This is a genomic window from Allobosea sp., assembly GCF_030694325.1.
GTDB lineage: Bacteria > Pseudomonadota > Alphaproteobacteria > Rhizobiales > Beijerinckiaceae > Allobosea.
The window spans coordinates 1-16,082 of sequence record NZ_JAUXYO010000269.1 but is presented as its reverse complement, the minus strand read 5'-3'; the positions used below and the strand labels follow the sequence as shown (position 1 = coordinate 16,082).

The 16,082-nt window shown below is 67.4% G+C and carries 15 protein-coding genes; 6 read left to right on the top strand and 9 right to left on the bottom strand.

From position 1 onward, the window contains the following. Nucleotides 1–62 precede the first annotated feature (62 nt). From fabI to Q8M82_RS17460, 3 genes are all read left to right on the top strand, one after another. On the top strand, nt 63–905 hold the full coding sequence (gene fabI, locus Q8M82_RS17470; protein ID WP_305692592.1) for an enoyl-ACP reductase FabI: 843 nt from the start codon (nt 63–65) through the stop codon (nt 903–905). A 103-nt stretch (nt 906–1,008) separates the two neighbouring features. Continuing rightward, nucleotides 1,009–1,263: an AbrB/MazE/SpoVT family DNA-binding domain-containing protein gene (locus tag Q8M82_RS17465; RefSeq protein WP_305692591.1), complete on the top strand. Its 255-nt coding sequence runs from the start codon at nt 1,009–1,011 to the stop codon at nt 1,261–1,263. After that, on the top strand, nt 1,257–1,577 hold the full coding sequence (locus Q8M82_RS17460; protein WP_305692590.1) for a type II toxin-antitoxin system PemK/MazF family toxin: 321 nt from the start codon (nt 1,257–1,259) through the stop codon (nt 1,575–1,577). Before Q8M82_RS17465 ends, Q8M82_RS17460 begins: the two co-directional genes overlap by 7 nt. A 2-nt stretch (nt 1,578–1,579) precedes the next feature. Here Q8M82_RS17460 and folK read toward each other — a convergent pair whose 3' ends face one another. Genes folK through folP form a run of 3 tightly spaced genes read right to left on the bottom strand, consistent with a single transcriptional unit; the run spans nt 1,580 to nt 3,310 of the window. Continuing rightward, complete coding sequence (folK, locus tag Q8M82_RS17455) at nt 1,580–2,104, bottom strand: 2-amino-4-hydroxy-6-hydroxymethyldihydropteridine diphosphokinase (protein WP_305692589.1); 525 nt, start codon at nt 2,102–2,104, stop codon at nt 1,580–1,582. Further along, the gene (gene folB, locus Q8M82_RS17450) at nt 2,094–2,468 is read right to left on the bottom strand and encodes a dihydroneopterin aldolase (protein WP_305692588.1); all 375 of its coding nucleotides are present in this window, start codon (nt 2,466–2,468) and stop codon (nt 2,094–2,096) included. Before folB ends, folK begins: the two co-directional genes overlap by 11 nt. Continuing rightward, nucleotides 2,465–3,310 (bottom strand): dihydropteroate synthase, encoded by an 846-nt coding sequence (folP, locus tag Q8M82_RS17445; protein ID WP_305692587.1) that lies wholly within the window; start codon nt 3,308–3,310, stop codon nt 2,465–2,467. The genes folB and folP overlap by 4 nt, the downstream gene beginning before the upstream one ends. 80 nt (nt 3,311–3,390) lie before the next feature. Between folP and Q8M82_RS17440 the strand changes: the two genes are divergently transcribed. Continuing rightward, nucleotides 3,391–4,059: a histidine phosphatase family protein gene (locus tag Q8M82_RS17440; protein WP_371126398.1), complete on the top strand. Its 669-nt coding sequence runs from the start codon at nt 3,391–3,393 to the stop codon at nt 4,057–4,059. Between the two features lie 6 nt (nt 4,060–4,065). On the opposite strand, the gene ribB is transcribed toward Q8M82_RS17440, so the two are convergent. The 4 genes from ribB to Q8M82_RS17420 all read right to left on the bottom strand — a co-directional run bounded on the left by ribB (nt 4,066) and on the right by Q8M82_RS17420 (nt 11,920). After that, nucleotides 4,066–5,343, bottom strand: a complete 1,278-nt coding sequence (gene ribB / locus Q8M82_RS17435; protein WP_305692586.1) for a 3,4-dihydroxy-2-butanone-4-phosphate synthase — start codon at nt 5,341–5,343, stop codon at nt 4,066–4,068. A gap of 193 nt (nt 5,344–5,536) precedes the next feature. Further along, a complete protein-coding gene (gene aroC, locus Q8M82_RS17430) occupies nt 5,537–6,655 on the bottom strand; it encodes a chorismate synthase (RefSeq protein WP_305692585.1) in 1,119 nt (372 codons plus the stop codon). Between the two features lie 72 nt (nt 6,656–6,727). Beyond that, the gene (locus Q8M82_RS17425; RefSeq protein WP_305692584.1) at nt 6,728–10,750 is read right to left on the bottom strand and encodes a Pls/PosA family non-ribosomal peptide synthetase; all 4,023 of its coding nucleotides are present in this window, start codon (nt 10,748–10,750) and stop codon (nt 6,728–6,730) included. Nucleotides 10,751–10,990: 240 nt separating this feature from the next. Further along, on the bottom strand, nt 10,991–11,920 hold the full coding sequence (locus Q8M82_RS17420) for a histone deacetylase family protein (RefSeq protein WP_305692583.1): 930 nt from the start codon (nt 11,918–11,920) through the stop codon (nt 10,991–10,993). 225 nt (nt 11,921–12,145) lie between these two features. Here Q8M82_RS17420 and Q8M82_RS17415 point away from each other — a divergent pair, with 225 nt between their 5' ends. Continuing rightward, complete coding sequence (locus Q8M82_RS17415) at nt 12,146–12,742, top strand: L,D-transpeptidase (RefSeq protein ID WP_305692582.1); 597 nt, start codon at nt 12,146–12,148, stop codon at nt 12,740–12,742. A gap of 28 nt (nt 12,743–12,770) precedes the next feature. On the opposite strand, the gene Q8M82_RS17410 is transcribed toward Q8M82_RS17415, so the two are convergent. After that, complete coding sequence (locus tag Q8M82_RS17410; protein ID WP_305692581.1) at nt 12,771–13,664, bottom strand: metallophosphoesterase; 894 nt, start codon at nt 13,662–13,664, stop codon at nt 12,771–12,773. Nucleotides 13,665–14,092: 428 nt separating this feature from the next. Further along, entirely contained in the window at nt 14,093–15,472 is a 1,380-nt protein-coding gene (locus Q8M82_RS17405) for an aspartate aminotransferase family protein (RefSeq protein WP_305692580.1), read from the bottom strand. A 229-nt stretch (nt 15,473–15,701) separates the two neighbouring features. Here Q8M82_RS17405 and Q8M82_RS17400 point away from each other — a divergent pair. Next, the coding region (locus Q8M82_RS17400) for a hypothetical protein (RefSeq protein ID WP_305692579.1) at nt 15,702–16,082 on the top strand (381 nt) is incomplete at its 3' end.

Genomic DNA, 16,082 nt, shown 5'->3' with positions numbered 1-16,082 from the left:
TTCCCACTGGCGCCGCCATGCTCTAAGAGACGGCCTCGTCTTTTCAAGTTTGCGGGTTCCCGATGCCTGATTCCAACGCCCTCGTCCGGCCGACCGCCAATCTCCTCAAGGGCAAGCGCGGCCTCGTCATGGGTGTCGCCAACAACCGCTCGATCGCCTGGGGCATCGCCAAGGCAGCGGCCGACGCCGGCGCCGAGCTCGCATTCACCTATCAGGGCGACGCCCTGAAGAAGCGTGTCGAGCCGCTGGCCAAGGAGCTCGGTGGCCATGTCGTCGGCCATTGCGACGTCACCGATTCCGCCACGATCGACGCCGTCTTCGCGCAGGTCGAGAAGCTCTGGGGCAAGCTCGACTTCGTCGTCCACTGCATCGCCTTCTCCGACAAGGACGAGCTGACCGGCCGCTATGTCGAGACCACCGAAGCGAACTTCACCAAGTCGCTGCTGATCTCCTGCTACTCCTTCACCGCCGTCACCCAGCGCGCCGAGAAGCTGATGACGGATGGCGGCGCGATGCTGACACTCACCTATTACGGCGCCGAGAAGTGGATGCCGCACTACAACGTCATGGGCGTGGCGAAGGCTGCGCTGGAGTCGAGCGTGCAGTACCTCGCCGCCGATCTCGGCCCCTCGAAGATCCGCGTCAACGCGATCTCGGCCGGGCCGATCAAGACGCTCGCGGCCTCCGGCATTGGTGATTTCCGCTACATCCTGCGCTGGAACGAGTACAACTCGCCGCTGCGCCGCACCGTCACGATCGAAGAGGTCGGCGAGACCGCCGTGTTCCTCGTCTCCGACATGTCGCGCGGCATCACCGGCGAGATCCTGCATGTCGACGCCGGCTACCACGTCGTCGGCATGAAGGTGCCGACGGCACCCGACATCACCCTCGAAAAGGCCGAGTGAGGCGTCAGGTCTCGCCCCGCGAGATCGACGGCGATGGGCGTTCATACACCGTAGTAACATACGCACTGGCGCGCTATGATCGCTCTTGCTGTCGGAGTAGGCGATGCAAAGCTCGGTCAAGAAAATCGGCAACTCGGCGGGCGTCGTCATCCCGAAGCCGATGCTGGCCGCCATCGGCGCCAAGGCGGGAGACCGCGTCACGCTGCTCGTCGAAAGCGGGCGCATCGTCATCGAGCCCGTGTCGACGGCGGCCCGTTCAGGCTGGGCCGAGGATTCACGGCGGCTCGTGGCCGAGGGCGACGACAAGCTCGTCTGGCCGGAATTCGCCAATGACGATGACGCCGCCCTGACATGGTGAAGCGCGGCGAGGTCTGGCTGGCGACCCTCGATCCGACCATCGGCAGCGAGATTCGTAAGACACGGCCCTGCCTCATCGTGTCTCCTCCGGAGATTCACGATCATCTGAGAACGGTCATCGTCGCGCCCATGACCTCGGCCAGCCGCCCGGCCGGGTTCCGTGTGCCCATCAGCTTCGCGGGCACGAACGGACTCGTCCTCGCCGAGCAGGTCCGCGCGCTGGACAAGCGGCGCCTCGTCAAACGGGTGGGTGAGGTGCCCCCTGCCGTGTTGAGCCGCGTGCTGGCGGTTCTAAGGGAAACCTTCGAAGATTGAGATCAGCGCGGCGCGCTTGGGAAAACAGCCTGCAGCCGCGCCGTCGCGGCCGGGTCCCGGCGGATGCTCTCGTCGACGACCGCCTTGAGCAGTTCCGCGACTGTTCGTCCCCCGATCACCTGCCCCGGTGCGATCTCCGCCAGCGGCGCCAGTACGAAGGCCCGCTCCGCGATCCGCGGATGCGGCACCTGCAAGCCGGGCTCGTCGATCGTCTCACCGCCATAGTTCAGGATGTCGATGTCGAGCGTGCGCGGCCCCCAGCGCTCGCGCCGTTCGCGCCCGCCCTCGCGCTCGAGCGACAGGCAGAGATCGAGCAGCGCGCGGGCCGGCAGAGCTGTCTCGACCAGCATCGCCATGTTCAGGAATTCCGGCTGGTCGAGCTTGCCCCAGGGCGCCGTGCGATAGACGCTCGACGAGCGGACGCGCGAGACCGCCTCATGCGTCTGCAGCCGCCGCAGCACCGTGGCAAATGCAGCGACGGGATCGCCCAGATTGCCGCCGAGGCCGAGCGCAGCCTCAACCTTCACGCGCAAAACTCAGCTTGATGCCGACACTGGCCAGCGTCGCATGGATCGGCGGGGCCGGCTTGCGCAGCGTCACCTCGACCCGGGTCACGGGCGCAAACCGCTCCAGCACCGCCAGTGCCACGGCGCGGGCGGCCGCTTCCAGCAGGTTGAAGCGGCGTGTGGTGAAGACCTCCGTCACAACGCCGACCACGGTGCCGTAATTCACTGTATCGGCCAGTGCATCGCTGACCGAGGATGGCCTTAGATCGGTTTCGAGTGCGAGGTCGAGGACGAAGCGCTGCCCCAGCCGCTCCTCCTCCGAAAAGAAGCCGTGATAGGCGTAGATATCGAGTTTCTCGATCAGGATGACGCCGGATTCGCTCACGCGCTGGGCTCCGAAGACTGGGACAGGGCGCGCCAGACCTTGAAGGCCTGGGCATGGGCGGCGACGTCGTGGACGCGGATGATGGCCGCGCCCTGCGTCGCCCCATAGAGATGGGCCGCGACGCTGCCGGCGACGCGTTCGGCGGGAACGCTCTGGCCGGTCACCACGCCGATCACCGATTTGCGCGAGGCCCCGAGCAGGATCGGACAGCCCAGGCTTTCCAGCTTCGCCAGTTCGCGGATCAGCCGCAGCGACTGCTCCGGCGTCTTGCCGAACAGCCCGATGCCGGGATCGACCACGATCTGCTCGTGCGGCACACCCGCCTCGCGCGCAATCGCGATCGACCGCTCGAGGAAGCGCAGCACGTCGGACAGGATGTCGAGCCCGGGGTCGGTCGTCTCGCGGTTATGCATCAGGATGATCGGGGCGCCGTGGCGGGCCGCGACACCGGCGATGGCGGGATCGCGCTGCGCGCCCCAGACATCGTTGACGATCGAGGCCCCCGCCTTCACTGCCGCCTCCGCCACCTCGGCCTTCCAGGTGTCGATCGACAGCGGCGTGGTGACCCGCTCGCGCAGGCCGGCGATCACCGGCAGCACCCGTCCGAGTTCCGTCGCAGCATCGAGCGGCGCATGGCCGGGCCGCGTCGATTCCCCGCCGACATCGACGATATCGGCCCCCTCTTCCATCAATCTTGCGCCATGCGCGATGGCTTGCCCGGCATTCTGCAGCATCCCGCCATCGGAGAAGGAATCGGGCGTGATGTTGACGATCCCCATCAGCAGGGGGCGGTCGTCCAGGGCGAGCCTGCGACCATCGGGCAATGTCAGGGCCGGCGGCATGAAGCGGCATCCGAAAGCGGCGGAGAGCCGCCTATAGACCGGCGGCCGCGACAGGCCAAACAAATCGGCGGCTCGCCGCCATGGCTGCGACGCATGGCCCCGCACCGGGCGAACGCTTTGACCTCGCGCCCGGCACGGTGCAGAAGCCCGACATGCTCCCGATCACGCTCCCGCACCGGCTCATCCTCATCCGCCACGGCGAGACCGACTGGAATCGCGAGGGCCGTCTCCAGGGCGGCCAGGACATCCCCCTCAACGATCTCGGCCGGCGTCAGGCGGCGGAAGCGGCCGAGCGGCTGCGGACGCTGGCCCCCGGCTTTGCTGAGCTCGACTATATCGGCTCGCCGATGAAGCGGGCGCGCGAGACGATGGACATCCTGCGCGCCACGCTCGGGCTGGAGGACGGTGCCTACCGCACCGACGACCGGCTGAAGGAACTCACCTTCGGCAGCTGGGAGGGCTACACCTGGCGCGACATCCGCAAGGCGGAGCGTGAGCAGGCGCAGCTGCGCGAGCGCGACAAATGGAGCTTCGTGCCCCCGGGCGGCGAGAGCTACGCGATGCTGGCGCAGCGCATCCGGCCGGTTCTGGAGGCGTTGCCGCGCGAGGCGGTCATCGTCAGCCACGGCGGCGTCGCCCGCGCCGTCCTCGCCCTGGTCGGGGCCGTGTCGCCGGCCAAGGCCTCGATGGTCGAGATCTGGCAGGGCAAGATCCTGGTCGTCACCGGCAACCGCGCCGACTGGATGTAGCCGCACTTAGGTCAGGGGGCGGCTCTCGACGATCTCAATCCCGAAGCCGCTGAGGCCGACGAATGAGCGCGGCGACGAAGCCAGATTGACGATCGAGCGCACGCCGAGGTCGCGCAGGATCTGCGCGCCGAGCCCGACCTCGCGCCATTGCTGGCTGCGCTGCGCGTCCGCCCCCTCCTCGACCGGCTTGATCGGCACGCCCGCGGAACCGTCGCGCAGATAGACCAGCACGCCACGGCCGTCCTGCTCGAAGGCCCGCAGCGCGCACTGGATCGCACTCGCGCCACCGATCACATCGGCCACCACATCGGCGCGGTGCAGGCGCGAGGGAATCCGCTCGCCGTCGCCGATCTTGCCCATCACGAAGGCGAAATGCTGCGTGTCGTCGAACGGCGTCACATAGACATGGCCCGTCATCTCACCAAACGCGCTCTTCACTGGGAAGGAGTGCACTCGCTCGACCAGCCGCTCGCGCGATTGCCGGTAGGCGATGAGATCGGCCACCGTGATCTGCTTCAGGCCGTGCTTCTCGGCGAAGGCGACGATCTGCGGCCCCTTCATCACGGTGCCGTCGTCATTGGCGAGCTCGCAGATGACGCCGACCGGCGGCAGATCGGCCAGCTTGCAGAGGTCGACCGCGGCCTCGGTATGGCCCGATCGCATCAGCACGCCGCCATCCTTGGCGATCAGCGGAAAGACATGGCCCGGCCGCACGAAGTCACCTGCACCCATATTGCCGTTCGCCAGCGCCCTTACCGTGTTGCAGCGCTGCTCGGCCGAGATGCCGGTCGTCAGCCCATGCTTGACGTCGACCGTGACGGTGAAGGCCGTGCCCAGCGGCGCGTCGTTCGAGGACACCATCGGGTCGAGCCGCAGGCGCCGGGCTTCGGCTGCGGTCAGCGGCGCGCAGACGATGCCGCAGGTGTTGCGGATGATGAAGGCCATCTTCTCGGGCGTGCAGAGAGAGGCGGCGACGATCAGGTCGCCCTCGTTCTCGCGATCGTCGTCATCAGTGACGATGACGATCTCCCCGCGTGCGAACGCCTCGATGGTGGCGGTGACATTGTTGGGCATGGCGGCCTCGCGCGGCCTGACGAGGCCGAGAAAATCATTGGGGGTGACGGCGCCGCCCGTCGCGGCGGCGATGCGCTCGGCGCTTTCGCGCGAGATCCACGCGCTCTGGTCATTGCAGAGCGCCGTCACGCTGGCCGGCGACAGGCCGACCAGCCGCGCAAAGGCGCTGCGGCCGACCTTGTTTTGCGCGAGCCAGACATCGAGCTTCATGCCGACAAGTTAGGGCAGTCGCCCTTCATCTGCAATGAAGCGCGCGCGCAATTTCAGTATAGCTGAAATGCATAGGTTATCACGTCATGCTCGGGCTTGACCCGAGCATCTCATGACAGGGTAGCTCCCCGCCTTCTCTCGTCCTGAGATTCTCGTGTCTGCGCTCCGCCCCGCCCGAGAATGACGGCTCGAGTCACTCCTGGAACGGCCAGCGCGCCTCGACCACGCCGACCTGCGCTCGGTGCCGCAGGAAATGATCGGCCAGCACGCAGGCGACCATCGCCTCGCCCACCGGCACGGCACGAATGCCGACGCAGGGGTCGTGGCGGCCCTTGGTGAACATCTCCGCCTCGCCGCCGCTGCGGGTCACCGTCGCCCGCGTCGCCAGGATCGAGGAGGTCGGCTTGACCGCGAAGCGCGCCACGATCGGCTGTCCCGTCGAGATGCCGCCGAGGATACCGCCGGCATGGTTGGAGAGGAACAGCGGCCGCCCGTCATTGCCGGCACGCATCTCGTCGGCGTTCTCCTCGCCGGAGAGTTCCGCCGCTGCGAAGCCGTCGCCGATCTCGACGCCCTTGACCGCATTGATGCTCATCAGCGCGGCCGCGATCTCGGCGTCGAGCTTGCCATAGATCGGCGCGCCCAGCCCCGCGGGGACGCCCTCCGCGACGATCTCGAGCACCGCCCCGGTCGACGAGCCCGACTTCCGGACTCCATCGAGATAGCCCTCGAAGAATGCGGCGGCCTTGGCGTCCGGACAGAAGAAGGGATTGCGGCCGACCTCCTCCCAGTCCCAGTTCGCGCGGTCGATGGTGTGCGGCCCCATCTGGACCAAAGCCCCGCGCACGATCAGGCTCGGCACGACCTTGCGCGCGATCGCACCCGCCGCCACCCGCATCGCCGTCTCGCGCGCCGAGGAGCGCCCGCCGCCGCGATAGTCGCGGATGCCGTATTTCACGTCATAGGTGAAATCGGCGTGGCCCGGCCGGTACTTGTCCTTGATCTCGGAATAATCCTTCGAGCGCTGGTCGACATTGTCGATCATCAGGCCGATCGAGGTGCCGGTCGTGACCTGCACGCCGTCGCTCTCCCGCGCGAAGACGCCCGAGACGATGCGGACCTGGTCCGGCTCCTGGCGCTGCGTGGTGAAGCGCGACTGGCCAGGCCGGCGCCGGTCGAGATCGCCCTGGATGTCGGCCTCGCTCAGCGGGATCAGCGGCGGGCAGCCATCGACCACGCAGCCGATGGCCGGCCCATGGCTCTCGCCGAAGGTCGTGACGCGGAAGAGATGGCCGAAGCTGTTGTGGGACATGGAAACCTGCGCAGAAATCCGTGCAGGCTCATAGTCCCGGGCAGGACTGGCGGTCAAACACCATGCTGCCGATCAATGCCCGGCAGATATCGCCGCCGGCACCGCCGGCGCACCCTCCCAGCGCGTATGCGCCGGCAGGTTCTCGCCCTTCATGATGACGGTCAGCAGGCCGATCTGCGCGAAATCGCCGACGCGGGTGTCGTAAAGCACCGTCGCCGCCGCCCCGACGCAGACGCCCTTGCCCAGATGCACCCGGCCGACCTTCATGACGCGGTCCTCGTAGAGATGCGTCTGAAGCGCGGAGTGGGCGTTGATCTGGCAGAAATCACCGACAGTGACGCAGTCGAATTCGGTGATGTCGGTCATATCCATCCAGACGCCGCGGCCGAACTTGGCGCCGAACAGCCGCAGGAACCAGGGCAGGAACGGCGTCCCGCGCAGATACTCGAACAGCACCTTCCCCCCGAGCCCGGAATAGAGGACTGCGATGGACTCGGTCCGCATCGCCCACCACGACCACATCGGCTTCATCAGCGGCTTGTAGACGCCCATCATCAGCCATTTGATCGCGACGCAGATCAGCGCCTGCGCCACGGCGATGAGCACCGCGACCGCCATGAAGGACAGCACGAGCCCCAGCCAGTCGCGCTGGTTGATCCGCTCCTGCAGGACGAGATCGACCGCGATCGTCCCGAACGTAATGAACAGCATCGCCGGGAAGGAGGTGTGCAGCGCCTCGAAGAGGCCGCGCAGCGTCTGCTTCTGCCAGGACGGTCGATAGGTCCAGTTCGCCCCCAGATCGACCTTCTGCCTCGTCGGCAACTGGATCGGCGGCGAGCCGAACCAGGTATCGCCCGGCTGCATGCGCTCATTGGCGGGCGGCTTCGACTTGATGCCGATCAGAACGCGGTCGGGAATCTGCGCGCCCGGCGGCACGACCGCGTCGTTGCCGACGAAGACCTGGTCGCCGGTCCGGGTCATGTCGAGGCGCATATAGCCGCGCCGCATGTCCTCGTCGCCGAAGACCACTTCGTCGGCGATGAAGTTGCCGGCGCCGATCCCGGTCACGTCGTAGCGCCCCGACAGATTGGTCGAGATCTCCGAGCCCTTGCCGATCGTGGCGCCCATCATCCGGTACCAGGCCCGCATGTAGATCGTCGCAAACAGAGAGGAGAGCGTCTCGAGCGTCACCTCCGTCGCCAGACCGACCGTCCATTTGCGGGCAAAGAACGCGGAATGGATCGAATACGACCCTGACGAGACGCGCGGCAGGATCGCCCATCGCAAGGCGGCGATCAGGAACACCGTCAGCGTCACCAGCCCGATCGCTGTCGGCCAGGTGAGGAGCGGGAGGTACCAGAGATAGCTGATCTCCGACCAGGTCGCGATCCAGTCGTCGATTTTGTCGAACAGCATGAACGCCGGGAAGATCGGCAGCAGGCTGACCGGCGGCAGCATGATCAGCATCAGGATATAGAAGGCCGTCATCCCCGCGCGGCGACGGGGGCTTGCTTCGGCCTGCGGCGGCAGGGCCGCCAGATCGACCATGCCGACCTTGCGCCCGGGCGAACCGTCCCAGATCTCGGCCTCGCCGATCTGTCCGCCGACGGGCACGGTCGTCAGGTCGAGCAACTCGGCGTGGTCTGACACGACGCAGTCATGACCGAAGACGACGGAAGACCCGGCATAGACGTCCTTGCCGATGGTGATCCGTCCGATGACCAGCTTGTCGCCGATCGCCTCGGCATTGGCGAAGGTCGTCTTGGCGCCCAGCGAGGAGCCATCGCCGATGCTGATCAGATCGACCGCACCCGCCTCGTAATCGGAAATGATCACGTCGCGCCCGACCTTGGCACCCAGGAGCCGCCAATAGACCCGCATCACCGGCGAGCCCTGCAGCCACTTGATGTGGACGAGCCCGGCGACGCGCGCCGCGAACCACCAGCGGAAGTAATAGACGCCCCAGAGCGGGTAGACGCCCGGTTTCGTCCGCCCCAGCACCAGCCATTTCAGGCCGATGGCGGCGAAACCCGTGACGATCGTAATCGCGACATAGACGCCCAGCAGCGCGATGATCTGCCCGATCAGCGGCAGATCCTCGCCCGACAGCAGCATGTAGGTGACGAAGATGCCGAGCCACTGGGTCGTCGCGAGGCCGATGATGACCGGCAGCGCCGCCGCCTGGGCCAGGCCGCAGAGGAAGCGGCGCAGGAAAGGCGGCGGGGTGAAGGAGAGGTCCTGCGCCTCGGCGATGCCGCGCCCGTCGAGCAGGGCGGCCATGCCGCGCAATGTGCGCGCTCCATAGACGTCCTGAAGCGTGATGCCGGCATAGGCGGGCGTCTCGCGCACGATCGAGATGAAGCGGGCCGCCAAGAGCGAATGCCCGCCGAGATCGACAAAGAAGTCGGCCTCCAGCGGCAAGCTCGATGCGCCCAGAACCCTTTTGGCGGCTTCGAGCAGCGCAGCCTCGGTGGCATTGCGCGGCGGCTCCTGCTCGCCTTGGGCGCTCGGCGCCGTCAGTGGCGCCGCCTTCAGCATGCGTCGGTCGACCTTGCCGGAGACCATGCGCGGCAGCGAACCCACCGCCTCGAAATGCGCCGGCACCATATAGGCCGGCAGCTTGTCGCGCAGGGTCGCGCGCAGGACAGCCCCGTCCACGGCGACGCCAGGCTCGGCCACGACGAAGGCGACGAGACGCTCGATCTCGTCATCGGTCCGCATCACCACGGCCGCCTGGTTGACGCCGGGTTCCTCGGCGAGCTTCGATTCGATCTCGCCGAGTTCGACGCGGAAGCCGCGGATCTTGATCTGGTCGTCGATGCGCCCGTGGAAAACGATGTTGCCGGCCTCGTCGATGCTGACCGCATCGCCCGAGCGGTAGAGCACCGGATCCTCGGCGCCGAAGGGCTGCCCGAACGGGTTGGCAATGAATTTCTCGGCGGTGAGTTCGGGCCGGCCGTGATAGCCGCGCGCCACGCCGGGACCGCCGATCAGCAGTTCGCCCTGCTCGCCCGGGCCCACGAGCGCCATCGCCTCGTTGACGACATAGGCGGTGTAGTTGGCGATCGGACGGCCGATGGTGACGGTCTCGCCCGGGGCGACTTCGGCGGCCGTGGCCACCACGGTCGCCTCGGTCGGACCATAGGTGTTGAGGATGCGCCGGCCCGGCTTCGACCATTTTTGCACGGTCGCCGGCGGCAGCGCCTCGCCGCCGAGCAGGATCAACCTCAACGAGGGCACGTCGGCCGGCAAGATGCCGAGCAGGGTCGGCACTGTGTCGATGACGGTGACGCCCGCCTGCGTCAGGATCGCCGGCAGCTTCTCGGCATCGCCCATCATCTCGGGCGAAGCGACGAACAGCGTCGCGCCGACCAGATAGGGCGTCCAGATTTCCTCCATCGACAGGTCGAAGGCGACCGAGGCGCCCTGGAAGACGACGTCCTCGGGGCCGATCCCGTAGAGAGCGTTCCCCGAACGCAGGAAATGGCAGATGTTGCGGTGGCTGATGACGATCGCCTTGGGCGTTCCCGTCGAGCCGGAGGTGTAGATCAGATAGGCCGGGTGTTCTCTTGTCAGGCCCGCGGCTCGGGCCGGCATTGGCTGCCCGTCATCGGCCTCCGCGAGGGCCTCGGGCGTCCAGATCCATCGTTCGGTGGCGGCGGCACGGCCGGTCCAGTCCGCGCAGGTGACGAGGCCTTTCGCCTGGGCGTCGGCGAGACAGACCGCGATGCGATCGACCGGCGCTTCGGCATCGAAGGGGACCCAGGCCGCGCCAGCGCGCGTAATCGCGATCTGCGCGATCAGCAGGTCGATGCCCCGCGGCATCCACAGGCCGACGAGATCGCCCGGCCCCACGCCCTGCAGGGCGAGTCCGCGCGCCTGCCGGCCGGCGGCGGCCCAGACCTCGTCATAGCTCAGCCGGCGGCCGCCATCGACGAGGGCGGGATGACCTCCCCGGAGTTCGACGGTGGCGGCGAGAATTTCGCCCAGAACCTCGTCGCGCAACAGCTCGGGACGCTTGTCGCCCGCCATCATGGCGACGACGGTCGGGCTCGCCTCGTCTGCCGCAGCCGACGGAATCGTCATATCGTTCATCGCGTCCCGCTGCACGCGGCCCGTGCGTTCCGGGCAGCGGCCCACTCGCCCCTGCCCGCTGCGACACAGCCGTCACGCACCCCGTTCTTGTCGGAAACCGCGCGATCGACGCTGTTTCCCCATCGATTTTCCCCCGGCCGGGCGAATGCCGCAACGCGACCCCGCCCTAGCACGCTTCTCCTGCGCACGCACCTCTGAACCCCTGATGAATGCGTCGTCCGAGCCGGAGGCGGCCCAGGCTCATCCGCGCATCAACGCCATGACATGCGCGGCTGCGGACCGCGACAACCCCTCCAGATCGTAGCCGCCTTCCAGCACGGAAACGATGCGCCCGCCGCAGCGCCGATCCGCGATCTCCATCAGCTTCTGCGTGGCCCAGGCGAAATCGGGCTCCTTCAGGTTGAGATTGGCGAGCGGGTCGCGCCAATGTGCATCGAACCCGGCCGAAATGATGATCAGATCAGGTGCGAACGCATCGATGCGCGGCAGCAATACGCTCTCCAGCGCTTCCCGGAAGGCATCGGACCCGTCGCCCGCGCTCAGCGGCGCATTGACGATGGTACCATGGACGCCGCGCTCGGACGTCGCGCCGGTCCCGGGATAGAGCGGCATCTCGTGGCTCGAAGCGTAGAGCACGCTCGGGTCGCTCCAGAAGATCTCCTGGGTGCCGTTGCCGTGATGGACGTCCCAGTCGATGATCGCGACGCGCTCCGCCCCATGGGCGCGCTGTGCATGCCGCGCCGCGATCGCCGCCTGGTTGAAGAAACAGAACCCCATCGCCTTGACGCTCTCGGCATGGTGGCCGGGCGGCCTCGTCGCGCTGAAGGCGTTCGCCACACGCCCCGTCATCACCTCGTCCACCGCCTGAACAGCACCGCCGACACCATGCATGACCGCGTCGACCGTCCCTGGCGACATCATCGTATCGGCGTCGAACGGCACGAGCCCACTGGCCGGCGAGGCGGCCAGCACCGCCTCGACGAAGTCCTGCGGATGGCAGAGGCCGACCTGCTCCAGTGTGCCTTGTGCGGCCGCCTCGCGAATCAGGGGCGCGAACCGCTCGCTTTCCAGCGCGGCCTCGACCGCGCGGATCCGGTCCGGCCGCTCGGGGTGGCCGGGCGGCGTCTCATGCGCCAGACTGGACGGGTGGGTGATCAGCAAGGTCGTCACGGCAGGGCGCTTTCGGACAGGCGGGAAGAGAAAGCGTGACCATCCGGCCACGGTGCGGTGCGAAAAGCAGGGTGAGCGCTCCCTGCACGGAACCCAAATTGCACGCCTCCCGTTTCCGGCCTAGAGCAAGCTTCGTTCGGTCGCGCCGCCCCTGCGGCCGGTGGATACCAAGCGTTAACCCTGAATTCATCATAAGGATGGCTTGCAGGCCGTCTGGTGGACGTCATGAAACAGACCGTGATCCTCGCGTTGGCGATGTCGACCCTGCTGGGGGCTTGCCAGTACAAGAGCGTCAACGCTCCGGCTCTGTCGTCACGCGATGCCGAATACATTGCGCTGGTGCCGAAATTCGAACACCACCTGACCCACCTTCCCTATGAGATCTCCGATCCCACCGGCCAGGCGCCTGGCACGATCGTCGTCGATACCCGGGAGAAGTATCTCTATTACGTCCTGCCGAACAAGAAGGCGATCCGCTACGGCGTCGCCACCGGCGACGAGGCCTTCGGCTGGACCGGCGAGGCGATCGTGCAGCGCAAGGCGGAATGGCCGCGCTGGACGCCGCCGGCCGAAATGATCGCGCGCTGGCCGCATCTGGCGCCGCGCGCGGGCGGCATGGAAGGCGGTCCGGACAACCCGCTCGGCGCCCGCGCGCTCTATCTCTACCAGAACGGCCGCGACACGCTCTATCGCATCCACGGCACCAACGAACCCGAGACCATCGGCCGCTCGGCCTCCTCGGGCTGCATTCGGATGCGCAACATCGACGTGATTGACCTGTTCAACCGCGTGCCCAACGGCACCAAGGTCATCGTCACCTGAAGCCGGGGCCGGGGCCGGGGCGCCCCGCTCACCCCAACTCGATCAGCACGATCTCGGGCGGAATCCCGAACCGGATCGGCAACTGGCTCGTGCCGATCCCGCCGGACACGACGAGATCGCGCCCGTCCTCGCGGACATGGCCATAGGCATAGCGGTTGCCATAGCGCGACGGCACGATCGGCGCCCAGCCCAGGAACCGGACCTGGCCGCCATGGGTATGGCCCGACAGTGTCAGCGACACACGCTCCGGCATGCGCGCAAAGATGTCCGGCTCATGCGCCATCATGATCACCGGCGTCCCGTCATCGGCGATCTGCGCCATCGTGCCGGCCAGATCATCGATCCCATGCGGGAGCCCGCGCAGCCGCGGCAGGAAGGCGATCTGGTCGCCGAGACCCGCCAGCCAGAGCGGGCCTGCCTGGGTGGACAGCCGCAACGCATGGTTCTCCAGGACCGGGATGCCGGCGCGCTCCAGAGCCCGGCCGACCTGCGTCGGCCCCGCTCGCCGCGCCTGCGTCGGTTCGTCATGCCACCAATCGTGATTGCCCAGGATGGCGAAGACGCCGTCGCGCGTCTCGAGCCTCGCGAGCTCAACCGCCCACTCCGCCATGGCGGGGTCCGAGGCGATGCGCCGCCGGCTGGCGACGAAATCACCCAGCAGCAGCGTCAGGTCGGGATCGAGCGCATTCGTGGCGGCAACGAGCTCGGAGACGCGGGCCACGGGCACGTGCAGCGATCCGACATGCAGGTCCGACAGCACCGCCAGCCGCAGCCTGCGCCCCTCGGGCCAGCCCCGAGGCGTCAGCCGGTAGCGGGTGACCGCCTGGCGCTTCGGCTCCCACACCGCGGCATAGGCACCCGTCCCCGTCGCGGCCAAAAAAAGACCGGCGAGAGTCCGAAGGACGCTGCGCCGGTCAAGCATGGAGGGTCTCGAAGAAGTCTCGAATGTCAGTCGTCAAAGCCGTTGCGAAGGACACCGGCGAGCCGGGATGGTGCATCCTTCGCACGGGGATCCAACGCAGCCGGAGCCCGCCTGGTTCCAGCGGCCAGTGCGGGAAGCGCGATGGGCTTGAACCAGGACGCATAGGCCTCCCGGGCATGGGCATCGTGGAAACTCGCATTGGCGGGAATCGAGGGGCGGGATTGAGACGGGATCGTCATGGGGTCCGACTGGGTTGCCTGCAGATGCGGCGACGGGTTCGTCGCCGCATCTGTGACTGACCCAGGATCGGGACGCCAAGACGGCGTGATCGTGATGCGATCAGGGCGTTCTGTGTCGCGATGCGAGCCTGCGCCACAATCATGAACGATCGGGGCACGCGACCCCCCAAACAGTGCCGCCTGCGGCCCTCAGGCCGCGAGCAGCCCTTCCGCCTTCGCCCAGGCCAGCGTCTTGTCGAGGGCGCGCTCGTAGCGGTCGAACATCTCCTCGATCTCCGCCTCCTGCATGATCAGCGGCGGGCAGAAGGCGACGCGGTCGCCCATGGCGCGCAGGATCAGGCCCTCCTGCTGCGCGAAGAACACCGATTTCGGCCCGACGCCCTTCTTGATCTCGAAGGCGGCCTTGGTCGCCTTGTCCCGCACCAGCTCGACGCCGCCGATCAGGCCGACGCCGCGCGCCTCGCCGACAAGCGGGTGCTCTTCGAGCTTGGTCAGCCGGCGCAGGAAGGTCGGCGAGACGCTGCGGACATGCTCGACGATTCTGTCGCGCTGGTAGATCTCCAGCGTCTTGACCGCGATCGCGCAGCCGACCGGATGGCCGGCATAGGTGTTGCCGTGGCCGAAGATGCCGATCTTGCGGCTCTGGTCGACGAGAACCTCGTAGACCCGCTCGTTCATCATCACAGCGCTGAGCGGGAAATAGGCCGAGGTGATCTGCTTGGCGCAGGAGAGTGTGTCGGCGGCGAGCCCATAGGTGGTCGTGCCGAACATGTTGCCGGTTCGCCCGAAGCCGGTGATCACTTCGTCGGCGATGAAGAGGATGTCGTATTTCGAGAGAACCGCGTTGATCTTCTCGAAATAGCCGGCCGGCGGCGTGATCGCCCCGCCCGCCCCCATCACCGGCTCGGCGATGAAGGCGGCGACCGTGTCGGGCCCCTCCCGCAGGATCATCTCCTCCAGTTCGGCCGCCATGCGGGAGGAGAAGTCCTGCTCGCTCTCGCCGGGCTCTGCGAAGCGGTAGTGATGCGGGCAGGAGGTATGCAGGATGCCGGGCAGCGGCAGGTCGAAATCGATATGGTTGTTGGGCAGGCCGGTCAGCGAGGCCGAAGCGACGGTGACGCCGTGATAGCCCTTCAGCCGCGAGATGATTTTCTTCTTCTGCGGGCGGCCGAGCGCATTGTTCATGTACCAGACGATCTTGATCTGGGTGTCGTTGGCGTCCGAGCCGGAGGCGCCGTAGAACACTTTCGAGATCGGCACCGGCGCGATCTCCTTCAGCTTCTCCGCCAGTTCGATCGCCGGGTCGTGGCTGCGCCCGCCGAAGATGTGCTGGAAGGGCAGCTTCTTCATCTGCTCATAGGCGGTCTCGATCAGCTCCTGGTTGGAATAGCCGAGCGCGGTGCACCAGAGTCCCGCCATGCCTTCCAGATATTCCTTGCCGGCGCTGTCATAGACATAGACGCCCTTGCCGCTCTCCAGCACGAGCGGACCCGTCTCGCGATGCGCCGCGAGATTCGTATAGGGGTGGACGAGGGTCTCGATGTCGCGGACGGCGAGGTTGGACAGCATCGTGCGGATCCCCTGATGCGAGTGACGTCTTCTGCCAGCATAGACCGGCACCCACGCAAGCGCTGAGCGAATTTATCGCAACCCGAGGCAGACTCTGCCGCAGGGTCGGCCCGTGCGGGGCGGATCCTTCACGGGGTGTCGCGTGTCCGTCAGCTCCCGGGCGGACTTGTCAGGCGGCTCCGGCCCCGGCATCGTCGCCTCCTGTTTGGAAGGGTTCGGAAGAGGCCGCATGATCGACCCGGCAGCGATGGTGAACCGGCCTGCCGCAGGCCGGGACTGCGGCAGCTGCACGCTGTGCTGCAAGGTCTATGAGGTACCGGCCGTGGAGAGCCAGGCCGGCACCTGGTGCCGCCACTGCCTGCCGGGCCGTGGCTGCGGCATCCACGAGACGCGCCCGCAGCATTGCCGCGCCTTCTTCTGCCTGTGGATGACGCAGGATTTCCTCGGCCCGGAGTGGAAGCCGGACCGGGCCCGCTTCGTGCTGACGATGGACCCGGTGACGCGCTGGCTCTTCGTCCAGGTCGATCCCGGCGCCGCGCAGGCCTGGCGCAAGGAGCCCTATCTCGGCCAGCTCCGGCGCTGGGCTGCGGCCGGCGACCGCCCGGTGATC